The following is an 18,945-nucleotide window of genomic DNA, read 5'->3' as shown; positions in this document are numbered from 1 at the left end:
CCATCCGGCATTTTACTGTTCATTACGCCGTTAATTTAACCGGCTCATCGTTAAAATCGTCAGCAGGCTCCAGCGCCAGATTCAGCGAGGTTAACAACCCACGTAATTTTTCATGAAATTCACGTAAGGTGTATTCCAGTCGCTCTACCACTTCAGTCTCTTTCACCGGCTCCGCCGTCCAGTTCCCGTCTTTATCAAACAAGCCAAACTGATAGCTGTAGGTAAAGCGTTTTTCCTGCGCCTCCAGTTCCATCCACCAGCCCCAAAACTCGCGTTTTTCAGGGGCGGGTTTCACATTGACGCAAACAGCCAGACAATCGAAAAAAAACCGATTATCTTCGCACTGCCCTTCCCGGATGTACGGGCCAAGCGCGGTGAATTTCTTGATCAATCTACTTTTCGGATGCCCACTCGGTAACGTCATTACGATCTCCTTAGGTGAAGCACCTGTTTTACCAAATCGATAAAATTTAGCAAACTTTTAACACAATCTCTGATTGATCCAACCAGTGATTTCCTGCAGGCCTTTGTCAAAATTGCGATACACCGGGTTGAATGGAATCTCCAGCAGCTTACCGTCGGAAGATGAAGATGTGATTAAACGCGACTCCTCTTCCGGGCTAAATGGATCGTTTTTCCAGAACCCCGACAGCATTGGCGTTGGGCAGCGTCGACCCAGCAGGCCCTGCACTTTTAATGAATAGCGATTAAGCTCAACGCGAAGCGCTTCATCGGATGCGTCGTGCATCCCGAGGCGACTGGCCAGAACGTCAAGATACATTTCCGGTACGCTTGCCTGACGTTGTGGGTCACTTAGCAGCGCATGCACTACCGGACCAAGACAGGCAACCGCCTTCAGACGCGATGATTCCAGATACGCCAGGCGTACCGCCACGTTAGCACCAAAGCGGAAACCGAAGGCCGCCACGCGGGTGTGATCCACCCATGGAACATTCGGCAGCGCTTTTAATACGTGCTGGTGCAGCAGGCTGGAATCCTGGGTCAGTTTCCATTTTGATGAGAACCCGACCGACGGCATATCCAGCGTCAGCATAGCAATACCGCGCGGGGCAAAGTAACGCTCATACAGACTGTAATAATCCGTTTGCATGGAGTCGAGGCCACCGCACATCAGCACCGTCGGGAACGGACCGTCGCCTTTTGGCATATGCAGGAAACCGGTGATCGGCGCGCCGCCGGTTACGGCAAACTCCATCTCACGCAGCGTGCCCGGCAGACGCTGCGCAGCTTCTTCATAAGCGCGATTGGCCAGAGCCTGCGCCTGCTCTGCCAGCTCATCGCCTTTTAAGTGTGGATACGCGGCAATGTTGTACAACGTGGAAGCATGCAGCCAGTGGCGTCCACTCACCTGCGGATCCTCCTCCATAGACGCTTTCTGTTGCCAGTCCATCGCCTGCTTCGCCCACTCGTAGATCCAGTTTCCACCGCGATAGCCGATGACCGTGTCATAGAGCTCTTTATCCGTGCGTTCGGCTTCGCTCATGACGATACGAGCCTGGACTTCGAGTATTTCGCGCGGATCGACGCCACGCCAGATCCACATCAGGCGATTCACCATGCGATACCAGTGTGGAACGGTTTTGCCATCCAGGGCGGATTGTACGGATGGCTGCGCGCCGTGATTAAAACGACGAACCAGCGTTGACGTTTCAGGGTGTTTGAAGCGGGGTTTAAACAGGACTTCGCTGAGGTTAGCCTGTGACATGATTGCAGCCTCCATGAGTACTCACTAAGGCATAGTGTAACCTGACACAGTGCAAAAAGAACAACGCCCGGCAGATGCCAGGCGTTGAAAACTTTTTAGATTAGCGACCAGAGATCGGCGGGACGAACACTACGCCCATATCCCACGGCTGCTCAATCCAGGTATCCTGAGGGATATCAACAACATAATCATTCACCAGCGGGCGGCCAGCCGGCTTAGCGAAAATAGTAACGAAATGCGCTTTAGGGTACATTTCGCGGATCGCAACGGCAGTACCACCGGTGTCAACCAGGTCATCAATGACGATGAAACCTTCACCGTCGCCTTCGGCACGCTTCAGCACTTTCAGTTCGCGCTGGTTGTCGTGATCGTAGCTGGAGATGCATACGGTATCGACATGACGAATACCCAATTCACGCGCCAGCAATGCGCCCGGCACCAGACCACCACGGCTAACGGCAATAATGCCTTTCCATTGTTCAGAAGGCATCAGGCGGCTTGCCAGTTTACGTGCATGGATCTGCAACATGTCCCAGGTGACGACGTATTTTTCGCTCATGTGAAGTGTCCCAGCCTGTTTATCTACGGCTTAAAAAGTGTTCGAGGGGGAAATAGGTTGCGCGAGATTATAGAGATCTGAAGCACTAAAAACCAGTGTTTCGCGGAATCCACGCCTCTTTTTGCATGCTTTATGCTAGCCGTCAGCGGAGAAAGTGGTATTCTCAATCGCATCGCGCAAGCCTGACTTGTGATGTTTTTAATTCTGCTAACCCCGTGGCCTGCAAGCAAGTTTTGTAGGACATCGCCAAGGAGACTCAACGTGTCTGAACTGTCTCAGTTATCCCCGCAGCCGCTGTGGGATATTTTTGCCAAAATCTGTTCTATTCCTCATCCGTCCTACCATGAAGAGCAGCTCGCTGAACACATTCTGAGCTGGGCCCAGGAGAAAGGTTTCCACGTCGAGCGCGATCAAGTCGGTAATATCCTGATTCGCAAACCTGCTACCGCAGGCATGGAAAATCGCAAGCCGGTCGTTCTGCAAGCGCACCTGGATATGGTCCCGCAGAAAAACAACGACACCGTACACGACTTCACTAAAGATCCTATCCAGCCTTATATTGACGGCGAATGGGTAAAAGCCCGTGGCACCACGCTGGGTGCGGATAACGGCATCGGTATGGCGTCTGCGCTGGCCGTTCTGGCTGATGACAACGTGGTACACGGCCCGTTAGAAGTCCTGCTCACCATGACCGAAGAAGCGGGTATGGATGGCGCGTTTGGTCTGCAGGCTAACTGGCTGCAGGCAGATATTCTGATCAACACCGACTCTGAAGAAGAAGGTGAGATCTACATGGGTTGCGCAGGCGGTATCGACTTTACCTCTAACCTGCCGCTGTCCCGTGAAGCAATCCCGCCTGGCTTCCAGAGCTTTAAGCTGACGTTGAAAGGCCTGAAAGGCGGCCACTCCGGCGGCGAAATCCACGTGGGTCTTGGTAACGCCAACAAGCTGCTGGTCCGCTTCCTGGCGGGTCACGCCCAAGAGCTGGATCTGCGTCTGGTTGATTTCAACGGCGGTACGCTGCGCAACGCGATTCCGCGTGAAGCCTTTGCTACCCTCGCCGTAGCTGCAGATAAAGTTGATGCGTTAAAAGCGCTGGTCGGCACTTACCAGGAAATCCTGAAAAACGAACTGGAAGCCAAAGAGAAGAACCTGGCTCTGCTGCTGGATGCCGTGACTCAAGATAAAGCCGCGCTGACCGCTCAGTCTCGCGACAGCTTCGTGCGTCTGCTGAACGCCACCCCGAACGGCGTTATCCGCAATTCCGACGTAGCAAAAGGCGTGGTAGAAACCTCCCTGAACGTCGGTGTGGTCACCATGACTGACGATAATGTACAGATCCACTGTCTGGTTCGCTCGCTGATCGATAGCGGTAAAGACTACGTGGTGAGCATGCTGGATTCACTCGGCAAGCTCGCGGGTGCCAAAACGGAAGCCAAAGGCGCGTATCCTGGCTGGCAGCCGGATGCTAACTCCCCGGTTATGCACCTGGTGCGCGAAACCTATCAGCGTCTGTTCAACAAAACGCCGAACATCCAGATTATCCACGCCGGTCTGGAATGTGGTCTGTTCAAGAAACCGTATCCAGAAATGGACATGGTTTCCATTGGGCCAACCATCACGGGTCCGCACTCCCCGGATGAGCAGGTTCATATTGAAAGCGTCGGCCACTACTGGACGCTTCTGACTGAACTGCTGAAGTCTATTCCAGCGAAGTAAGGTTCTGCGCTAAATGCCGGATGGCGCTGCGCTTATCCGGCCTACACGCTAATTTGTAGGCCTGAGAAAGTTTTTATGCCGTCATCCGGTAATTGTTCTGAGTTACAGCCCCAACAGTAGCTGTCTTTCCATTTGTGGATCCAGCAGCGTGACGTGTAATCCCACCAGCCTCACACCACGCCCTCCCCGACGTTCATCCCAGGTTTTGCGCGCCGTCGCAATCAAGTCATCTTTATTTAAGCGCGGCCAGACGTGCTCCTGCGTGGTCTGCTGAAAATCATTAAACTTGAGTTTTATCCCCTGGCGAGCGATCAGGAGATCCGGTTTTACCTTTGCCAGACGCCGTTCCAGTTCGGGATACAGCCGCTCAATAATTGCCTCGCACTCTGGCCACTCGTGAATATCTTCCGCCAGCGTGCGCTCCACGCCGACGGATTTGCGCAGCCTGTCGTTGTTGACGTCCCGCTCATCAATGCCCTGGCTACGCTCCCACAGCACGCGACCAAACTTACCAAAACGTTTGAGCAACATTGCCAGGTCGTATTTTTGAACATCCTCGCAGGTACGTAATCCCATTGCTTCCAGCTTAGCGGCGGAGACTTTGCCGACGCCGGGAATTTTGCCTAACGGTAACGTTTTGAGAAATTCAGGAACGTCGGCAGGAGTAATCACATATTGCCCGTTGGGCTTGTTGAGATCGGAGGCAATTTTTGCCAGGAATTTAACCGGCGCAATTCCGGCGGAGGCGGTGAGCTGCAGCTCGTTAAAAATCGTCTGGCGGATCTCCTGGGCGATCAGCGTAGCAGAACCGTGACAGTGGGTACTGTCGGTGACATCCAGATAGGCTTCATCCAGCGAAAGAGGTTCAATCAGTGAGGTATAGCGAGAGAAGATCGCCTGAATCTGCCGGGAAGCTTCTTTATAAGCCTCATAGCGACCAGGCAATAAAGTGAGATGCGGGCACAGCTTTAACGCCATTCCCGTTGGCATCGCGCTACGTACGCCAAATTTGCGCGCCGGGTAATTGGCTGTGCTGATAACTCCCCGCCGCTCGCGGCTGCCGCCGATGGCAATGGGAATGTCTCGCAGGGCGGGGTTATCGCGCATTTCCACCGCCGCGAAAAAGCAGTCCATATCAACATGTATGATTTTGCGCATCACTCGCCTCCCACAACACTGTTTAAGTATACAGTATTTTTATGGTGTGAGAAGTATGATTATACCTTACGCCGGACCATTCATGACGAAGCGCGCATCGCACAGGTAACGCACAATATCCGTTTTCGTATGTTCCGCTGGATTGCCCGCCGTACTGACAAACAGTTTATTTACTTTGCGAATATTTGCCCGCAGCAGTTTTTCGATTGTCATCAGGCGAAAGGCATCATTCTCAACGCAGAAAAGCTCGTAATCGCCCAGACGTTCGCCACAAATTTCACAATGGTTCATCCAGTAACGAAGCCCGGTGGTTTTACTTTTATCGAGATAGTAATTGCTGGCTTTGATGTTCTTTTTTATCTCTTCAGGCAGAGAATTAATGTGGAACAAAAAGCTGTTACGCCTGACCGACTGCCAGCCCTGACCATCCTGATTTTTCTTAATAAAGCGGGTAAACATCACGCCATGAATACGGGTAATTTGGTGGCAGCTCCAGCAGTGCATCTTCGAGGTAATCACCAGATAGTACGGGGCGACGATATTGAAACTGTCGGTATCATAAACATAGTCACGCAGCGCCCCGTTTAGCTCATGGGGTTCGGTGTACCAGATACCTGAAATCTTGTCGAAATGTGCGCCCTGACAGGCCACATCGGTGACGTTATCAGTATGAATATCCAAGGGAATAATATGGGTTACATCTATCACATTGCCTTCCTGAGGGATAATTTGCCCCCACGTTGCGTGGGGGACGGGAACAGAATTAATGAGTGACGGGAGCAGATTGTTGACGTAAAGAAGTCACCTGCTTTTGCTTGTCCAGCTTATCAACCAGCGGTTGCACAACCTTCTCTCCCTGCTGGCCGAAATATTGATACAGCGTATCGGAAGCGCTTTGCGTCAACACCATGATCTCAATGCGACGGTTACCGGCGCTTTCCGGGTTTTTCGCATCCAGCAACATTTGGTCCGCCATCGCGCTGACCTGCATAACTTTATCCTGCGGCATTCCGGCATCTTCCAGCACGCGTCGTGCCGACAATGCGCGGTCGCCGGAGAGGTTCCAGTTGTTGTAAATATTGCTCTTATAGCTCATCGCGTCAGTATGCCCGGTGATGATTATCTTGTTATCCAGCGAGTCAAACACGGGAGCCAGCTCAACCAGCAGAGATTTAAAGAACGGCATAATTTTGGCGCTACCGCGTTCAAACATATTGCGGTTCTGGTCATCTTTAATCAGTACGCGCAGCCCCTGAGGAACAATCTCCATCTCGAGGTTAGTTTCCATATGCGCGTTGCGGGCGATGACATTAATGTCGGTCGCCAGCTCGCCCAATTCACGGGCTGATTTTTGCTTCAGTAACGTTGTTTTCTCGTTCACGTCTAACGCCTTTTTCGCGTTTTCTTCCGTGATCTTCGCCGTCTCCTGCGGATTGGCGGTTTTATCGAGTTTGTTGCGCGTGACGTTTTTCTTCTGCGCACCCGGCGCTATCGGCTGCTTGCCCAGCTTGTTTAACGGCGCCATACCGCCACCGTTAAAGATTGACTGGCCATGCAGCGCTGCCACGATGTTTTCACGGTCAGCTTTACTGACGCTGTTCACGATCAACTTTATCGTGGTGACCAAGGGCGCCGAGCGTATCTCCGAAGTTTCGGCCCGCTTTACCCTCGACGCCATGCCCGGTAAGCAGATGGCGATCGACGCCGATCTGAACGCAGGGTTGATTAATCAGGCCCAGGCGCAGGCGCGACGTAAAGACGTGGCGGGCGAAGCGGATTTCTATGGCGCAATGGACGGTGCGTCGAAGTTCGTGCGCGGTGATGCCATCGCCGGGATGATGATCCTGGCCATTAACCTGATCGGCGGCGTCTGTATCGGTATTTTCAAATACGATTTAAGCGCCGAAGCTGCATTCCAGCAATACGTACTGATGACCATCGGTGACGGTCTGGTCGCCCAGATCCCGTCTCTGCTGCTGTCAACGGCGGCGGCGATTATCGTTACTCGCGTGAGCGACAGCGGCGATATTGCCACTGACGTGCGAAGCCAGCTGCTGGCCAGCCCCTCCGTGCTCTATACCGCCACCAGCATTATGTTTGTACTGGCGGTGGTGCCGGGAATGCCGCATTTCCCATTCCTGGTGTTCAGCGCCCTGCTGGGGTTCACCGCCTGGCGTATGAGCAAGCGCCCGAAGGTGGCTGAGACCGAAGAGAAAAACCTTGAGACGCTGACCAAAACTATCGTTGAAACCACCGAGCAACAGGTCAGTTGGGAAACGATCCCCTTGATTGAGCCAATCAGCCTGAGCCTGGGCTACAAGCTGGTGTCGCTGGTGGACAAATCTAAAGGGAATCCGCTCACCCAACGTATTCGCGGTGTGCGGCAGGTTATCTCAGACACGAACGGCGTGTTGCTACCGGAAATTCGCATTCGCGAAAACTTCCGTCTAAAACCGACCCAGTACGCCATTTTTATCAACGGGATCAAGGCTGATGAGGCCGATATTCCCTCAGATAAGCTGATGGCGCTGCCTTCCAGTGAAACCTACGGTGAGATCGATGGTGTTTTAGGTCACGATCCGGCCTACGGTATGCCGGTCACGTGGATTGTCCCGGCGCAAAAAGCCAAAGCGCTAAATATGGGGTATCAGGTCATTGATAGCGCCAGCGTTATTGCAACGCACGTGAATAAGATCATTCGCAACTATATTCCCGACCTGTTTAACTACGACGATATTACGCAACTGCATAACCGCCTCTCTTCGATGGCGCCCCGTCTGGCGGAGGATCTGAGCGCGGCGCTGAATTACAGCCAGCTCCTGAAGGTTTACCGGGCACTGCTGGTCGAAGGTGTGCCGCTGCGCGATATCGTCACTATTGCTACCGTTCTGGTCGCCAGTAGCGCCGTCACCAAAGATCATATTTTGTTAACGGCAGATGTGCGTCTGGCGCTTCGTCGCAGCATTACCCATCCGTTTGTACGCAAAGATGAGCTGGCGGTGTACACCCTGAATAATGAGCTGGAGAATCTGCTGGCAAATGTGGTGAATCAGGCGCAGCAAAGCGGCAAAGTGGTGCTCGATAGCGTACCGGTCGATCCGAATATGCTCAATCAATTCCAGACCAATATGCCGCAGATTAAAGAACAGATGAAAGCCGCGGGTAAAGAGCCGGTCCTGCTGGTCGCACCGCAGCTACGTCCTCTGCTCGCGCGCTATGCGCGCCTGTTCGCTCCGGGTTTGCAGGTGTTGTCTTATAACGAAGTTCCGGACGAGCTGGAGTTAAAGATCATGGGGGCGTTGAGTTAACCCCTGACGAGGCGGTGTCATTTGCACCGCCTTGTTGATTACAGAATGGTATTTTCCGTAAGAATACGACGGGCGCCGAGGTAATGATCCTGCCAGAAGTCATCGGATAAATTACTCACCCGAATGGTTTCTCCCGTACGCGGCGATTCAATAAATTGTCCCTGCCCCAAATAGACGCCCATATGATCGGCAATATCCCGACTGTGAATATGAAAGAACAATAAATCCCCACGACGAAGGTCGCGATTGGCGACGATGGTCGCCCGCCGATAGTGATACATTTCATTCGCCGTACGCGGCAATTTTGCCGCCAGGATTTTGTTGTAGGCATAAAAAATCAGCCCGCTGCAGTCAAAGCCCTGATCCGGGCTGGTCCCGCCCCACAAATAAGGTTTACCCAGCTGCTGCTCGAGACGGTGGATTGCCACTTCGGTCATGTTATGCAGATGATCGCTACTGAGAAAATGGTCATTCTCAGCCAGCTCTTTCCAGCGATGATCGCTCGCTTTCAGCGGCCCCGGGAACCACTCCGGGTGCTGTTTAATCAGCGTCCTGTTCTGCTGTCGCAGCGCGCTTTTACTTTGCGCATTTCCTTCCACCACATAACTTGCCTGCTTTTTTACCTGCGCGTGGTACTGCTTAAGCAGCCGGGCGCGGTTACGCATGCGCATTTGCGCCGCATAGCTTAAATGGGCGTCAGATAAGAGGGGCTGAACTTTGGCGACAGACGGTGAGGACAACACAACACACAAAGACAGCAGACCCGGCAAAAAGCGTCGGGGTGCAGAGACAAAAGACATGAAAACAAAAATACCTAATTAAACACGTTCGGCGCAGTCTACCGCTGTTGCCGGGTATTCCATTTTAATATTCGATTATTAAATTATTAATTTTTTAAATTCAATACATTAGGAATTCTGCACTCATAAGATTAAATGAAATGCGCTCACGCGCAAAATACGCCGCTGTCTGACTGCCTTTAAGTACAATTTTCCGTATAAAGAAAATCTAAAGTGTAAACGCCGCACGAGAGACTTGCGAAAAACTCTCTGGGTGATAATGTGAGCGCTCCAGATCCAGATTTATCCGATTTGGGGACTCTTTTTGCCGTCCTGGCGTGTGTAATCGTTTTATCAAGGAATAAGCAGTATGCGTAAAATCGCATTTTTTCTTGCGATGCTTTTATTGCCGTGCGTTTCATTTGCCGGTTTGCTGAGCAGCAGCAGCCCGACTACGCCTGTCAGCAAAGAATATAAGCAGCAATTAATGGGCTCCCCCGTCTATATCCAGATCTTCAAAGAAGAGCGCACGCTGGATCTGTACGTCAAGATGGGCGAACAGTATCAATTGCTCGACAGCTATAAGATCTGCAATTATTCCGGCGGCTTAGGGCCGAAACAGCGTCAGGGTGATTTCAAAAGTCCGGAAGGATTTTACAGCGTACAGCGTGGACAGCTGAAACCGGATAGCCGCTTCTATAAAGCGATTAACATTGGTTTTCCTAACGCCTACGACCGCGCCCACGGTTATGAAGGTAAATACCTGATGATCCACGGCGCCTGCGTTTCCGTCGGCTGCTACGCGATGACCGACAACGGCATTGATGAGATTTTCCAGTTTGTCACCGGCGCGCTGGTGTTTGGACAGTCCAGCGTCCAGGTTAGCATTTATCCGTTCCGCATGACCGACGCCAACATGCAGCGCCATAAGTTCTCGTATTACAAAGAGTTCTGGTCGCAGCTAAAGCCGGGATACGATTACTTTGAACAGACGCGTAAGCCACCGACCGTTTCCGTCGTCGATGGCCGTTACGTTATCAGCAAGCCGTTGAGTCACGAAGTGGTTCAGCCGCAGCTGGCATCAAACTACACGCTCCCCGAGACAAAATAATGCCCACTCGCCTGGCATAATCTTTTGCCAGGTTTCATTGCCGGTTAGCGGCTGAGTGGCAATCACGGTGACCACATCGTTGGGTGTGGTCTCTGAGCTAAAATCGATTTCCACATCCTGATCCAACAGCGTCGCTACGCCAAACGGCGCACGGCGCGTGATCCAAAACAAATTGGTCGAGCAGAAGGCCATCACATAACGCCCGTCAGACAACAGCATGTTGAAGACGCCCTTCTCCCGCAACTCTCCTGCCAGCATCGCAATATATTTAAACACTGCCGTCATATTGCCAGGCGTGCGCGGATAACGCTCTGTCAGCTTGTGGAGCAGCCAGCAGAAGGCTTTTTCGCTGTCGGTTTCCCCAACCGGGCGGAAATTACCGGTTTCCAGCGATTTATAGCCGCTGAGCTGTCCGTTATGGGCGTACGTCCAGTTACGTCCCCACAGCTCACGCGTGAAGGGATGGGTATTTTCCAGTGCTACTTCACCGCGATTCGCCTGACGAATATGGGCAATCACGGAACAGGATTTGATGGGATAGTCTTGTACCAGTTTGGCGATAGGCGAGTTAAAGCTGGGTTGCGGATCTTTAAACGTACGGCAGCCCTTACCTTCATAAAACGTAATACCCCAGCCGTCTTTGTGCGGCCCGGTGCCTCCGCCGCGCTGGACCAGCCCGGTGAAGCTAAAGCAGATATCGGTTGGCACATTGGCGCTCATCCCGAGCAGTTCGCACATACATCACCTACCTTAAAACGGTTAATTGCCTGCCAAGACCGGCAAAGCACAGCTTGTAGGCCGGATAAGACGCTTGCGTCGCCATCCGGCACAATGCCCGATGGCGCTTCGCTTATCGGGCCTACAAGTTCCTGGCCCGATAAGACCGGCAAAAATTATCGGCTTATTTAACCATCTCTTTTTCGATCAGTTGAATCAGGATATGGATCACTTTGATATGAATTTCCTGAATACGGTCAGCGTAGCCAAAGTGCGGCACGCGAATTTCGATATCTGCGCTGCCCGCCATTTTGCCGCCATCTTTCCCGGTCAGGGTGATCACTTTCATCCCTTTCTCGCGCGCTGCGGCAATCGCTTTAATTACGTTACCGGAGTTACCCGAAGTAGAGATACCTAACAGGACATCGCCCGCGCGGCCCACGGCTTCAACGTAGCGCGAGAACACATAATCGTAACCGAAATCGTTGCTAACGCAGGAGATATGGCTGACGTCAGAGATAGCGATCGCCGGATAGCCAGGGCGGTTTTCACGATAGCGTCCAGTCAGCTCTTCGGCGAAGTGCATCGCGTCGCAATGGGAACCGCCGTTACCGCAAGAAAGTACCTTACCACCGGCTTTAAAGCTGTCTGCCAACAGGACCGCCGCGCGCTGAATGGCGTGAATATTGGCGTCATCTTTAAGAAAATTAGCCAGCGTTTCCGCCGCTTCGCTCAGTTCGTTACGAATAAGATCCTGGTACATGAGGATATCCTTCAGCATGAATGTAAATGACAAGATGCAGTGTACCGGATAGCGCTACCAGCGAGAAGTACAAGCCACAGGAATGGCTGCGGCTTTTGATTTTTTGTGCCGGTTAAAACGGCAACAATGTGAGCTTTGTTGTAATTATTTTGTAAACACATTGCTAAAAGAATTTACATCCACTACAACCATATCATCACAAGTGGTCAGACCTCCTACAAGCAAGGGAGCTTTTCGTTATGATGATTTTGAGTATTATCGCTACGGTTGTTCTGCTCAGCGTTCTGTTTTATCACCGCGTGAGCTTATTCCTCAGCAGCTTAATTTTGCTCGCCTGGACGGCTGCGCTTGGCGTGGCTGGCCTGTGGTCAGTCTGGCTGCTGGTTCCTCTGGCCATTATCCTCGTACCGTTTAACTTTACGCCGATGCGCAAATCCATGATCTCTGCGCCGGTGTTCCGCGGTTTCCGTAAAGTCATGCCGCCGATGTCGCGCACCGAGAAAGAAGCGATTGATGCCGGTACGACCTGGTGGGAAGGCGACCTGTTCCAGGGCAAGCCAGACTGGAAAAAACTGCATAACTACCCTCAGCCGCATCTGACTGCTGAAGAGCAAGCGTTTATTGACGGCCCGGTGGAAGAAGCGTGTCGCATGGCGAACGACTTCCAGATAACCCATGAACTCGCGGATCTGCCCCCGGAACTGTGGGCGTATCTGAAAGAACACCGCTTCTTCGCGATGATCATTAAGAAAGAGTACGGCGGGCTGGAATTCTCCGCCTATGCTCAGGCACGCGTTCTGCAGAAACTCTCCGGCGTATCCGGGATCCTGGCGATCACCGTTGGCGTACCTAACTCGTTAGGCCCAGGCGAACTGCTGCAGCATTACGGCACCGAAGAGCAGAAAAATCATTACCTGCCGCGCCTGGCTCGTGGTCAGGAGATCCCATGCTTTGCTCTGACCAGCCCAGAAGCAGGCTCCGACGCAGGTGCTATCCCTGATACCGGCGTAGTTTGTATGGGCGACTGGCAGGGCCAGCAGGTGCTGGGTATGCGCCTGACCTGGAACAAACGTTATATTACGCTGGCCCCTATCGCTACCGTACTGGGTCTGGCATTTAAACTTTCCGACCCGGAAAAACTGCTGGGTGGTGAAGAAGATCTCGGTATTACCTGTGCGCTGATCCCAACCTCAACGCCGGGCGTACAAATTGGGCGTCGCCACTTCCCGCTGAACGTACCGTTCCAGAACGGTCCGACCCTCGGTAAAGATGTGTTCGTACCGATTGATTACATCATCGGTGGTCCGAAAATGGCCGGTCAGGGCTGGCGCATGCTGGTGGAATGTCTGTCCGTGGGACGCGGTATTACCCTGCCGTCTAACTCGACGGGCGGCGTGAAATCCGTCGCGATGGCAACCGGCGCGTATGCGCATATTCGTCGCCAGTTCAAAATCTCTATCGGCAAGATGGAAGGTATTGAAGAGCCGTTGGCGCGTATTGCGGGTAACGCCTACGTGATGGATGCTGCGGCGTCGCTGATTACCTACGGTATTATGCTGGGTGAAAAACCGGCGGTGCTGTCGGCTATCGTGAAGTATCACTGTACCCACCGTGGGCAGCAGTCAATCATCGATGCCATGGATATCACTGGCGGTAAAGGCATTATGCTTGGCGAAAGCAACTTCCTCGCCCGTGCTTATCAGGGCGCGCCTATCGCCATTACCGTTGAAGGCGCTAACATCCTGACCCGTAGCATGATGATCTTCGGTCAGGGTGCAATTCGCTGCCATCCGTATGTACTGGAAGAGATGGCTGCGGCACAGAGTAACGATGTGAATGCGTTCGATAAGCTGCTGTTCAAACACATCGGTCACGTCGGCAGTAACAAAGTACGCAGCTTCTGGCTTGGCCTGACGCGTGGCTTAACCAGCAGCACGCCAACCGGCGATGCGACCAAACGTTACTACCAGCACCTGAACCGTCTGAGCGCCAACCTGGCACTGCTTTCAGATGTATCCATGGCCGTACTGGGCGGTAGCCTGAAGCGCCGTGAACGTATCTCCGCGCGTCTGGGCGATGTGTTAAGTCAGCTGTATCTGGCCTCCGCGGTACTGAAACGTTATGACGATGAAGGCCGTAATGAAGCCGACCTGCCGTTGGTTCACTGGGGCGTTCAGGATGCGTTGTACAAAGCGGAACAGGCGATGGACGACCTGCTGATTAACTTCCCGAACCGTCTGGTCGCTGGCTTGCTGAATGTGGTTATCTTCCCTACCGGTCGCCACTACCATGCACCGTCAGACAAATTGGATCATAAAGTCGCGAAGATTTTGCAGGTTCCAAGCGCCACCCGTTCTCGTCTTGGTCGTGGTCAATACCTGACGCCAAGCGAGCATAACCCGGTTGGTTTGCTGGAAGAGGCTCTGCTGGATGTGATTGCAGCTGACCCTATCCACCAGCGGATCTGCAAAGAGCTGGGTAAGAACCTGCCGTTTACCCGCCTGGATGAACTGGCGCACAATGCGCTGGCTAAAGGACTGATTGATAAAGACGAAGCCGCGATTCTGGTGAAAGCCGAGGCGAGCCGTCTGCGCAGCATCAACGTGGATGACTTTGAACCCGAGGAGCTGGCAACTCAGCCGGTAAAGTTGCCAGAGAAGGTGCGTAAAGTCGAAGCCGCATAACGACATACGCACAATGCCGGGCCCCGCTTAATGCGGGGCTTTTTATTGCCACATTTTCGTTAAAGCTCATGTTACAGTGTCAAAATGTTGTTCAACGAGGAGCCTCGATCGTGCCTGGTTTGAAAATTACTCTGCTGCAACAACCGCTGATCTGGATGGATGGCCCGGCCAACCTGCGCCATTTCGACCGTCAACTGGAAACCGTCACAGGACGTGATGTCATTGTGTTGCCCGAGATGTTTACCAGTGGATTTGCCATGGAAGCGGCAAGTAAATCGCTGGCGCAGGAAGAGGTTGTAAGCTGGATGCGCGCTAAGGCGCAGCAGACCAACGCCCTCATTGCAGGCAGCGCCGCTCTCCAGTCTGAACGCGGCCCGGTCAACCGCTTTTTACTGGTCGAACCCGAAGGTCATGTCCATTTCTATGATAAGCGCCATCTGTTCCGCATGGCGGATGAGCATCAGTATTACCAGGCAGGTGACGCGCGGGTTATTTTTGAATGGCGCGGCTGGCGTATTCTACCGTTGGTCTGTTATGACCTGCGTTTTCCAGTGTGGTCGCGCAACCGCAACGATTACGACCTGGCATTGTATGTCGCCAACTGGCCGGCGCCGCGTTCGCTGCACTGGCAGGTTCTGCTCACAGCACGGGCGATTGAGAACCAGGCTTATGTAGCAGGATGTAACCGCGTGGGCACTGACGGGAACGGCCATCATTATCGCGGTGACAGCCGGGTGATTAATCCGCAGGGTGAGATTATTGCCACCGCCGAGCCGCATCAGGCCACACGCATTGACGCAGAACTGTCACTCTCGGCGCTGCGCGAGTATCGCGAGAAGTTTCCCGCCTGGCAAGACGCCGACCCGTTCACGCTATAACTCTCGCCTTCACTCCCGCTGCACAACATTTTCCGTGGCGGGATTGTTTCACTCCGTAACCAACCGCAAAACAAATTCGCGTGGCGACATGCGGCGGGCATCGTATTCTGCAAAGGATAATCACTCGTAACCAGCGAGTGGCAGACAATGTCGATAATTCCCTTATCAGGATTTCAATAATGAAGAACTTCATACGCATGACTTTGCTGGCAGTTACCGTGGCTGGCGCTTCTTTTAGCACGCTTGCAGCAACGACATCTAATGTTCCGGCTCCCGCCCAGGATCCGATAGTTCAGCACCTTAAGTTAAGCACCGACCAGGTTGCGCAGATTAAAAAACTGCACCAGCAGCTTGAAACCAACGTTAGCCAGATTTCGGTGAAAGATGTTAAAGACGGCGCGTTGATTGACGTCATCAAGTCCGGGAAATGGGATGAAGCTGCCGTCAAGAAACAGCTTTCTGCGTTCAGCAACATCGAACAACAGGCACGTTATTATCGCGTGAAATACTATTTTGATCTGAACAAAGTGCTGACCCCAGCACAGCGCCAGCAGGTGCAAAAAGATATCGCACAGACGCTGAGCGAGTAATGACCAGGGCCTGAATCAGCAATGGTTCAGGCTTTTCGGTAAAACTTCCTGCTCAAACAGAAATCCCTGCACCGCGTCTGCGCCGCTCATGCGGCAAATGGCATAATCCTGCGGCGTTTCCACTCCCTCGACAACAACCCGGTCTCCCAGCCCGCGAAATTGATTGACCAGTACCCTCAACTGCCACTCTGATGTCCTGAACTGATGAAACATTTCGCTTTCAATTTTGATGGCATCGAAACGGATGCCAGACAGCCGCCAGACAAAAAATAGCTCGGGTGAAACGTCATCCAGCCACATGCGAAAACCATGGCGTATCAGGGTTTTTACGGCCATGCATACGGTCTGCTGTTCTGCCTTTTCCAGGCGCATCATGGTGCCTGGATCCTGAATCTCGATAACAATCCGCCCCTGATGCGCCTGCCGGGCGAGCTGCGCAATCCATGGCAGGCAGGTCAACATCCTGACGGATAAATTCAGCGAAAAGCTTCCTGAGAGTGCCAACACCCGCCGCATTTGCCACAGGAATAGCTGCTGTTTTGCCGTGATAGAAAGATGCTTGAAAAAAAGATCCAGTGGTAGCGGCGTACGTACCTGGCTTAACACCTCGCAGACATCCAGCGATGGATCATCAAAAAAATGAATGCGTTGCAAACGGATCCCGGTGATCCGCAGCAGTTCGGCGTTGCGGGGAAGCTCTGGTACATAGCGGGCCTGTTCGCTGAGTCTGTTCATATCATTCCATTTTTTGATTAAAAGGACGTCGTGCATCCTGCAGCCACGGGATACGGCGATCATTCGGATACGTCAGGTAAAAGCGCCTCGCCAGACGATGCGCCTCGACCAGGTCGCGTTGCTGCAACGCCAGTAAGATTTGCGTGAAAGAGACGTTCGGATCGGGGTGAACACGCACATAGTCAGGCGCCCAGCGGCGGACCGCTTCCAGCCAGTGAGCATCCCGGGAGCGCTGATAGCGTTGCAGATATCCCATCTGGACATCAAACCGGTAGCGAGTGGCAAGGAGCCAGCCTCCCACAGGGAGCGGCTCAGCCAGACGCCACTGCGCTGACTGCCGCTCCGCCAGCGTCAGTTGCTGTTGCGTGCGCAGCGAGAGAAGCAACAATGGTGTGAAGGCTAAAAACGAGATCAGTGCCAGTCCGCGCAACAACGACGTTGACGTAAGCGTCAGGCGAGCCTCTTTTAACGGGAGGTCTGCGCAACGAAGCAGCAGGATCAGCAGTAACCAGTGTGGCGTTGATTGCCTGACGGGGTATTCCGTCAGCATATGAATCACCACCGGCAGCGCCGCCACCAGACAGGCGCGACGCCAACGATTCCCATGCATCCAGAGCCAGAAACCACTCGCAATAAAACACAGCGCGCCCACCAGCCCAACCAGACCGCCCTCCACCAGCCATAACACCAGTTCGTTGTGCGGATGCGAGATACTGCTCAGCCCCAATGGCCCCGCGCGTTCGAGAAACACAGAAGCAAAGCTGCCCACGCCCCACCCCGTCCACGGGCGTTCGGCAAATAATGCCAGCGACGTTTTGAGCACCGTCCAGCGCACCTGGGAAGTGGTGAAGTGATCGACCGTAGCGACGGACAAAAAATGGCGGGCGAGCGACCCCGCCGCCATGCCTGACGCCAGCGGCAACAGGAGTAGCAACAACGGACGGCGCTGCGTCGGGAAAACCATCAACAGCAGCGCTTCACCAACCGCCACAGATAGGTAACCGGTTTGCGACTGGGATTCATGCAGCACAAATCCCATCATCACCAGGCCAACCCCGATGACAATTCGATACCCGTCGCGCAGGCGTAAAAAGAGCGTGGCTGACAGCAGTACGCCACAGGCCGTGAAGCTGGCCATCAGATTAACCTGCTGAAAAATACCGTAGGGCCGCGTGCTGCGCCGCCAGGCAAACTCCCAGTAATCAACGCCCGGCCAATGCCAGTACTGATACATAAACGCCAGACATTCGATGACGCACGCCCCCCAGAGCAAGGCCAGCAGTGTCGTCAGAGATCGTGCCGCAAGCGGAATTTGCACCGTCACCAAATAGACGAGAACGCCTCCCAGTAAGGCTCCCGCGACCAGCAGGGCCTCGGACTGCCAGACATCAGGCGTCAGCAGGCATAGCAGCGTCAGAATGAGCGCCCCCATCGTAAACCCCGTGGCAGGTACAGTGATGCGCCAGCGTTGAGGAGGCACCAGCACTGATGCGCATGCAACCAGCACAACGGCGTAGATCCAGCTAGTGATATTAAGCGGTAACGACAGACCGCTGCCGCCGTTATTCGGCCAGTAGAGATGCATTGCCCCGCACCAGAAAAACAGACTAATACCGAGCAATAATTTTTGCGCAGGCAGCGGCGCAATACGATTCAGTGCGTTCATCATGCTACTGGTAGTTCAGTATCCAGGTCCCGCTGGCGCTGAACGGACCGTATTCGAGAGACTGATTTTTTATCGCCGATGGCTCCGCCGCGACCCACGCCAAAAAATTCAGCGTCATCGAGCCTTCCGTTATCTCTTTGACTGACGTGCTCTCATCAAGGCGGATTGCCGTGCCGTCCTCTTCGCTCATCCCAATACCGATCCCTGACGCGCCGCCTTGTTCACTGCTATCCAGCGCCAGATGATCGGCCAGCTCCGCATCCTCACGACCGCTGAAGGTAACCGAGATCCCGCGAAAAACCTCAGGGTTGCAGTCGCGTAACTGGATACTGAATTTTTCTGGCTTACTGCGCCCCGAGAGATAGAGATCCTGCGTCGCGATTTGCTTGAAATCGACCTCGATTTTGTCGCCACCGGGGACCAGGCTGCAGGCCAGCGCTCTGATGGTGCCGTGAAAATACATATCGCCGCCGACCAGTTTGGTATCGGCCTGCGCCGTGCCGCCAAGCAATAGCACTCCGATGGCGATTAACGCCGTAAATCTCATGGCAT

General features: G+C 53.5%; 17 protein-coding genes and 1 pseudogene. 6 read left to right on the top strand and 12 right to left on the bottom strand.

The window, feature by feature from the left end:
• Positions 1–22 precede the first annotated feature (22 nt).
• The 3 genes from crl to gpt form a co-directional block, all read right to left on the bottom strand.
• Entirely contained in the window at positions 23–424 is a 402-nt protein-coding gene (crl, locus tag OGV94_RS14645) for a sigma factor-binding protein Crl (RefSeq protein ID WP_087051686.1), read from the bottom strand.
• Positions 425–481: 57 nt separating this feature from the next.
• On the bottom strand, positions 482–1,726 hold the full coding sequence (frsA, locus tag OGV94_RS14640; RefSeq protein ID WP_043015288.1) for an esterase FrsA: 1,245 nt from the start codon (positions 1,724–1,726) through the stop codon (positions 482–484).
• A gap of 100 nt (positions 1,727–1,826) precedes the next feature.
• Positions 1,827–2,285, bottom strand: coding sequence for a xanthine phosphoribosyltransferase (gpt, locus tag OGV94_RS14635; protein WP_003031380.1), 459 nt, complete (start codon positions 2,283–2,285; stop codon positions 1,827–1,829).
• Between the two features lie 261 nt (positions 2,286–2,546).
• Here gpt and pepD point away from each other — a divergent pair, with 261 nt between their 5' ends.
• Complete coding sequence (pepD, locus tag OGV94_RS14630) at positions 2,547–4,004, top strand: cytosol nonspecific dipeptidase (RefSeq protein ID WP_286523634.1); 1,458 nt, start codon at positions 2,547–2,549, stop codon at positions 4,002–4,004.
• 102 nt (positions 4,005–4,106) lie between these two features.
• Here pepD and dinB read toward each other — a convergent pair whose 3' ends face one another.
• The 3 genes from dinB to lafU all read right to left on the bottom strand — a co-directional run bounded on the left by dinB (position 4,107) and on the right by lafU (position 6,840).
• A complete protein-coding gene (dinB, locus tag OGV94_RS14625; RefSeq protein ID WP_043015284.1) occupies positions 4,107–5,162 on the bottom strand; it encodes a DNA polymerase IV in 1,056 nt (351 codons plus the stop codon).
• Positions 5,163–5,228: 66 nt separating this feature from the next.
• Positions 5,229–5,870 carry a DNA primase gene (locus tag OGV94_RS14620; RefSeq protein ID WP_286523632.1) on the bottom strand — a complete coding sequence of 214 codons (642 nt, stop codon included), beginning with the start codon at positions 5,868–5,870 and terminating at the stop codon, positions 5,229–5,231.
• Between the two features lie 55 nt (positions 5,871–5,925).
• Positions 5,926–6,840: a putative lateral flagellar export/assembly protein LafU gene (gene lafU / locus OGV94_RS14615; protein WP_200001725.1), complete on the bottom strand. Its 915-nt coding sequence runs from the start codon at positions 6,838–6,840 to the stop codon at positions 5,926–5,928.
• On the opposite strand from lafU, the pseudogene OGV94_RS14610 reads away from it, so the two are divergent.
• Positions 6,752–8,470, top strand: a pseudogene (locus tag OGV94_RS14610) (flagellar biosynthesis protein FlhA); the annotation flags it as partial. The gene lafU and the pseudogene OGV94_RS14610 overlap by 89 nt on opposite strands.
• Before the next feature lie 38 nt (positions 8,471–8,508).
• Here the strand turns inward: OGV94_RS14610 and OGV94_RS14605 are convergent.
• The gene (locus OGV94_RS14605; protein ID WP_043015242.1) at positions 8,509–9,270 is read right to left on the bottom strand and encodes a C40 family peptidase; all 762 of its coding nucleotides are present in this window, start codon (positions 9,268–9,270) and stop codon (positions 8,509–8,511) included.
• 349 nt (positions 9,271–9,619) lie between these two features.
• Between OGV94_RS14605 and dpaA the strand changes: the two genes are divergently transcribed.
• Positions 9,620–10,360 carry a peptidoglycan meso-diaminopimelic acid protein amidase gene (dpaA, locus tag OGV94_RS14600; RefSeq protein ID WP_043015241.1) on the top strand — a complete coding sequence of 247 codons (741 nt, stop codon included), beginning with the start codon at positions 9,620–9,622 and terminating at the stop codon, positions 10,358–10,360.
• Here the strand turns inward: dpaA and OGV94_RS14595 are convergent.
• Together OGV94_RS14595 and lpcA are read right to left on the bottom strand one after the other, a co-directional pair.
• The gene (locus OGV94_RS14595; RefSeq protein ID WP_003031388.1) at positions 10,331–11,098 is read right to left on the bottom strand and encodes a class II glutamine amidotransferase; all 768 of its coding nucleotides are present in this window, start codon (positions 11,096–11,098) and stop codon (positions 10,331–10,333) included. The genes dpaA and OGV94_RS14595 overlap by 30 nt on opposite strands.
• Positions 11,099–11,261: 163 nt before the next feature.
• Positions 11,262–11,840 (bottom strand): D-sedoheptulose 7-phosphate isomerase, encoded by a 579-nt coding sequence (gene lpcA / locus OGV94_RS14590; RefSeq protein ID WP_043015239.1) that lies wholly within the window; start codon positions 11,838–11,840, stop codon positions 11,262–11,264.
• 239 nt (positions 11,841–12,079) lie between these two features.
• Between lpcA and fadE the strand changes: the two genes are divergently transcribed.
• The 3 genes from fadE (at position 12,080) to OGV94_RS14575 (ending at position 15,992) form a co-directional block, all read left to right on the top strand.
• Positions 12,080–14,524 (top strand): acyl-CoA dehydrogenase FadE, encoded by a 2,445-nt coding sequence (fadE, locus tag OGV94_RS14585; protein ID WP_043015238.1) that lies wholly within the window; start codon positions 12,080–12,082, stop codon positions 14,522–14,524.
• A gap of 110 nt (positions 14,525–14,634) precedes the next feature.
• Entirely contained in the window at positions 14,635–15,402 is a 768-nt protein-coding gene (locus OGV94_RS14580) for an amidohydrolase (protein WP_043015237.1), read from the top strand.
• Between the two features lie 179 nt (positions 15,403–15,581).
• On the top strand, positions 15,582–15,992 hold the full coding sequence (locus tag OGV94_RS14575; RefSeq protein WP_075145166.1) for a Spy/CpxP family protein refolding chaperone: 411 nt from the start codon (positions 15,582–15,584) through the stop codon (positions 15,990–15,992).
• A 15-nt stretch (positions 15,993–16,007) separates the two neighbouring features.
• Here the strand turns inward: OGV94_RS14575 and OGV94_RS14570 are convergent, their stop codons facing one another.
• Genes OGV94_RS14570 through OGV94_RS14560 form a run of 3 tightly spaced genes read right to left on the bottom strand, consistent with a single transcriptional unit; the run spans position 16,008 to position 18,940 of the window.
• Positions 16,008–16,727 (bottom strand): EAL domain-containing protein, encoded by a 720-nt coding sequence (locus OGV94_RS14570; protein ID WP_080625696.1) that lies wholly within the window; start codon positions 16,725–16,727, stop codon positions 16,008–16,010.
• 1 nt (position 16,728) lies between these two features.
• Positions 16,729–18,396, bottom strand: coding sequence for a PglL family O-oligosaccharyltransferase (locus OGV94_RS14565; protein WP_080625697.1), 1,668 nt, complete (start codon positions 18,394–18,396; stop codon positions 16,729–16,731).
• 1 nt (position 18,397) lies between these two features.
• The gene (locus OGV94_RS14560; protein ID WP_080625698.1) at positions 18,398–18,940 is read right to left on the bottom strand and encodes a fimbrial protein; all 543 of its coding nucleotides are present in this window, start codon (positions 18,938–18,940) and stop codon (positions 18,398–18,400) included.
• Positions 18,941–18,945 lie beyond the last annotated feature (5 nt).

The sequence above is a fragment of the Citrobacter sp. Ce006 genome, assembly GCF_030336535.1.
Taxonomy (GTDB): Bacteria; Pseudomonadota; Gammaproteobacteria; order Enterobacterales; family Enterobacteriaceae; genus Citrobacter; species Citrobacter europaeus.
This window is presented reverse-complemented; position numbering and strand designations above follow the sequence as displayed.

Excerpts from the sequence above, each read along its gene's own strand:
- crl (WP_087051686.1), bottom strand. The coding sequence starts at position 424 with ATGACGTTACCGAGTGGGCATCCGAAAAGTAGATTGATCAAGAAATTC.
- frsA (WP_043015288.1), bottom strand. The coding sequence starts at position 1,726 with ATGTCACAGGCTAACCTCAGCGAAGTCCTGTTTAAACCCCGCTTCAAA.
- gpt (WP_003031380.1), bottom strand. The coding sequence starts at position 2,285 with ATGAGCGAAAAATACGTCGTCACCTGGGACATGTTGCAGATCCATGCA.
- dinB (WP_043015284.1), bottom strand. The coding sequence starts at position 5,162 with ATGCGCAAAATCATACATGTTGATATGGACTGCTTTTTCGCGGCGGTG.
- lafU (WP_200001725.1), bottom strand. The coding sequence starts at position 6,840 with ATGGCGTCGAGGGTAAAGCGGGCCGAAACTTCGGAGATACGCTCGGCG.
- OGV94_RS14605 (WP_043015242.1), bottom strand. The coding sequence starts at position 9,270 with ATGTCTTTTGTCTCTGCACCCCGACGCTTTTTGCCGGGTCTGCTGTCT.
- dpaA (WP_043015241.1), top strand. The coding sequence starts at position 9,620 with ATGCGTAAAATCGCATTTTTTCTTGCGATGCTTTTATTGCCGTGCGTT.
- OGV94_RS14595 (WP_003031388.1), bottom strand. The coding sequence starts at position 11,098 with ATGTGCGAACTGCTCGGGATGAGCGCCAATGTGCCAACCGATATCTGC.
- lpcA (WP_043015239.1), bottom strand. The coding sequence starts at position 11,840 with ATGTACCAGGATCTTATTCGTAACGAACTGAGCGAAGCGGCGGAAACG.
- fadE (WP_043015238.1), top strand. The coding sequence starts at position 12,080 with ATGATGATTTTGAGTATTATCGCTACGGTTGTTCTGCTCAGCGTTCTG.
- OGV94_RS14575 (WP_075145166.1), top strand. The coding sequence starts at position 15,582 with ATGAAGAACTTCATACGCATGACTTTGCTGGCAGTTACCGTGGCTGGC.
- OGV94_RS14570 (WP_080625696.1), bottom strand. The coding sequence starts at position 16,727 with ATGAACAGACTCAGCGAACAGGCCCGCTATGTACCAGAGCTTCCCCGC.
- OGV94_RS14565 (WP_080625697.1), bottom strand. The coding sequence starts at position 18,396 with ATGATGAACGCACTGAATCGTATTGCGCCGCTGCCTGCGCAAAAATTA.
- OGV94_RS14560 (WP_080625698.1), bottom strand. The coding sequence starts at position 18,940 with ATGAGATTTACGGCGTTAATCGCCATCGGAGTGCTATTGCTTGGCGGC.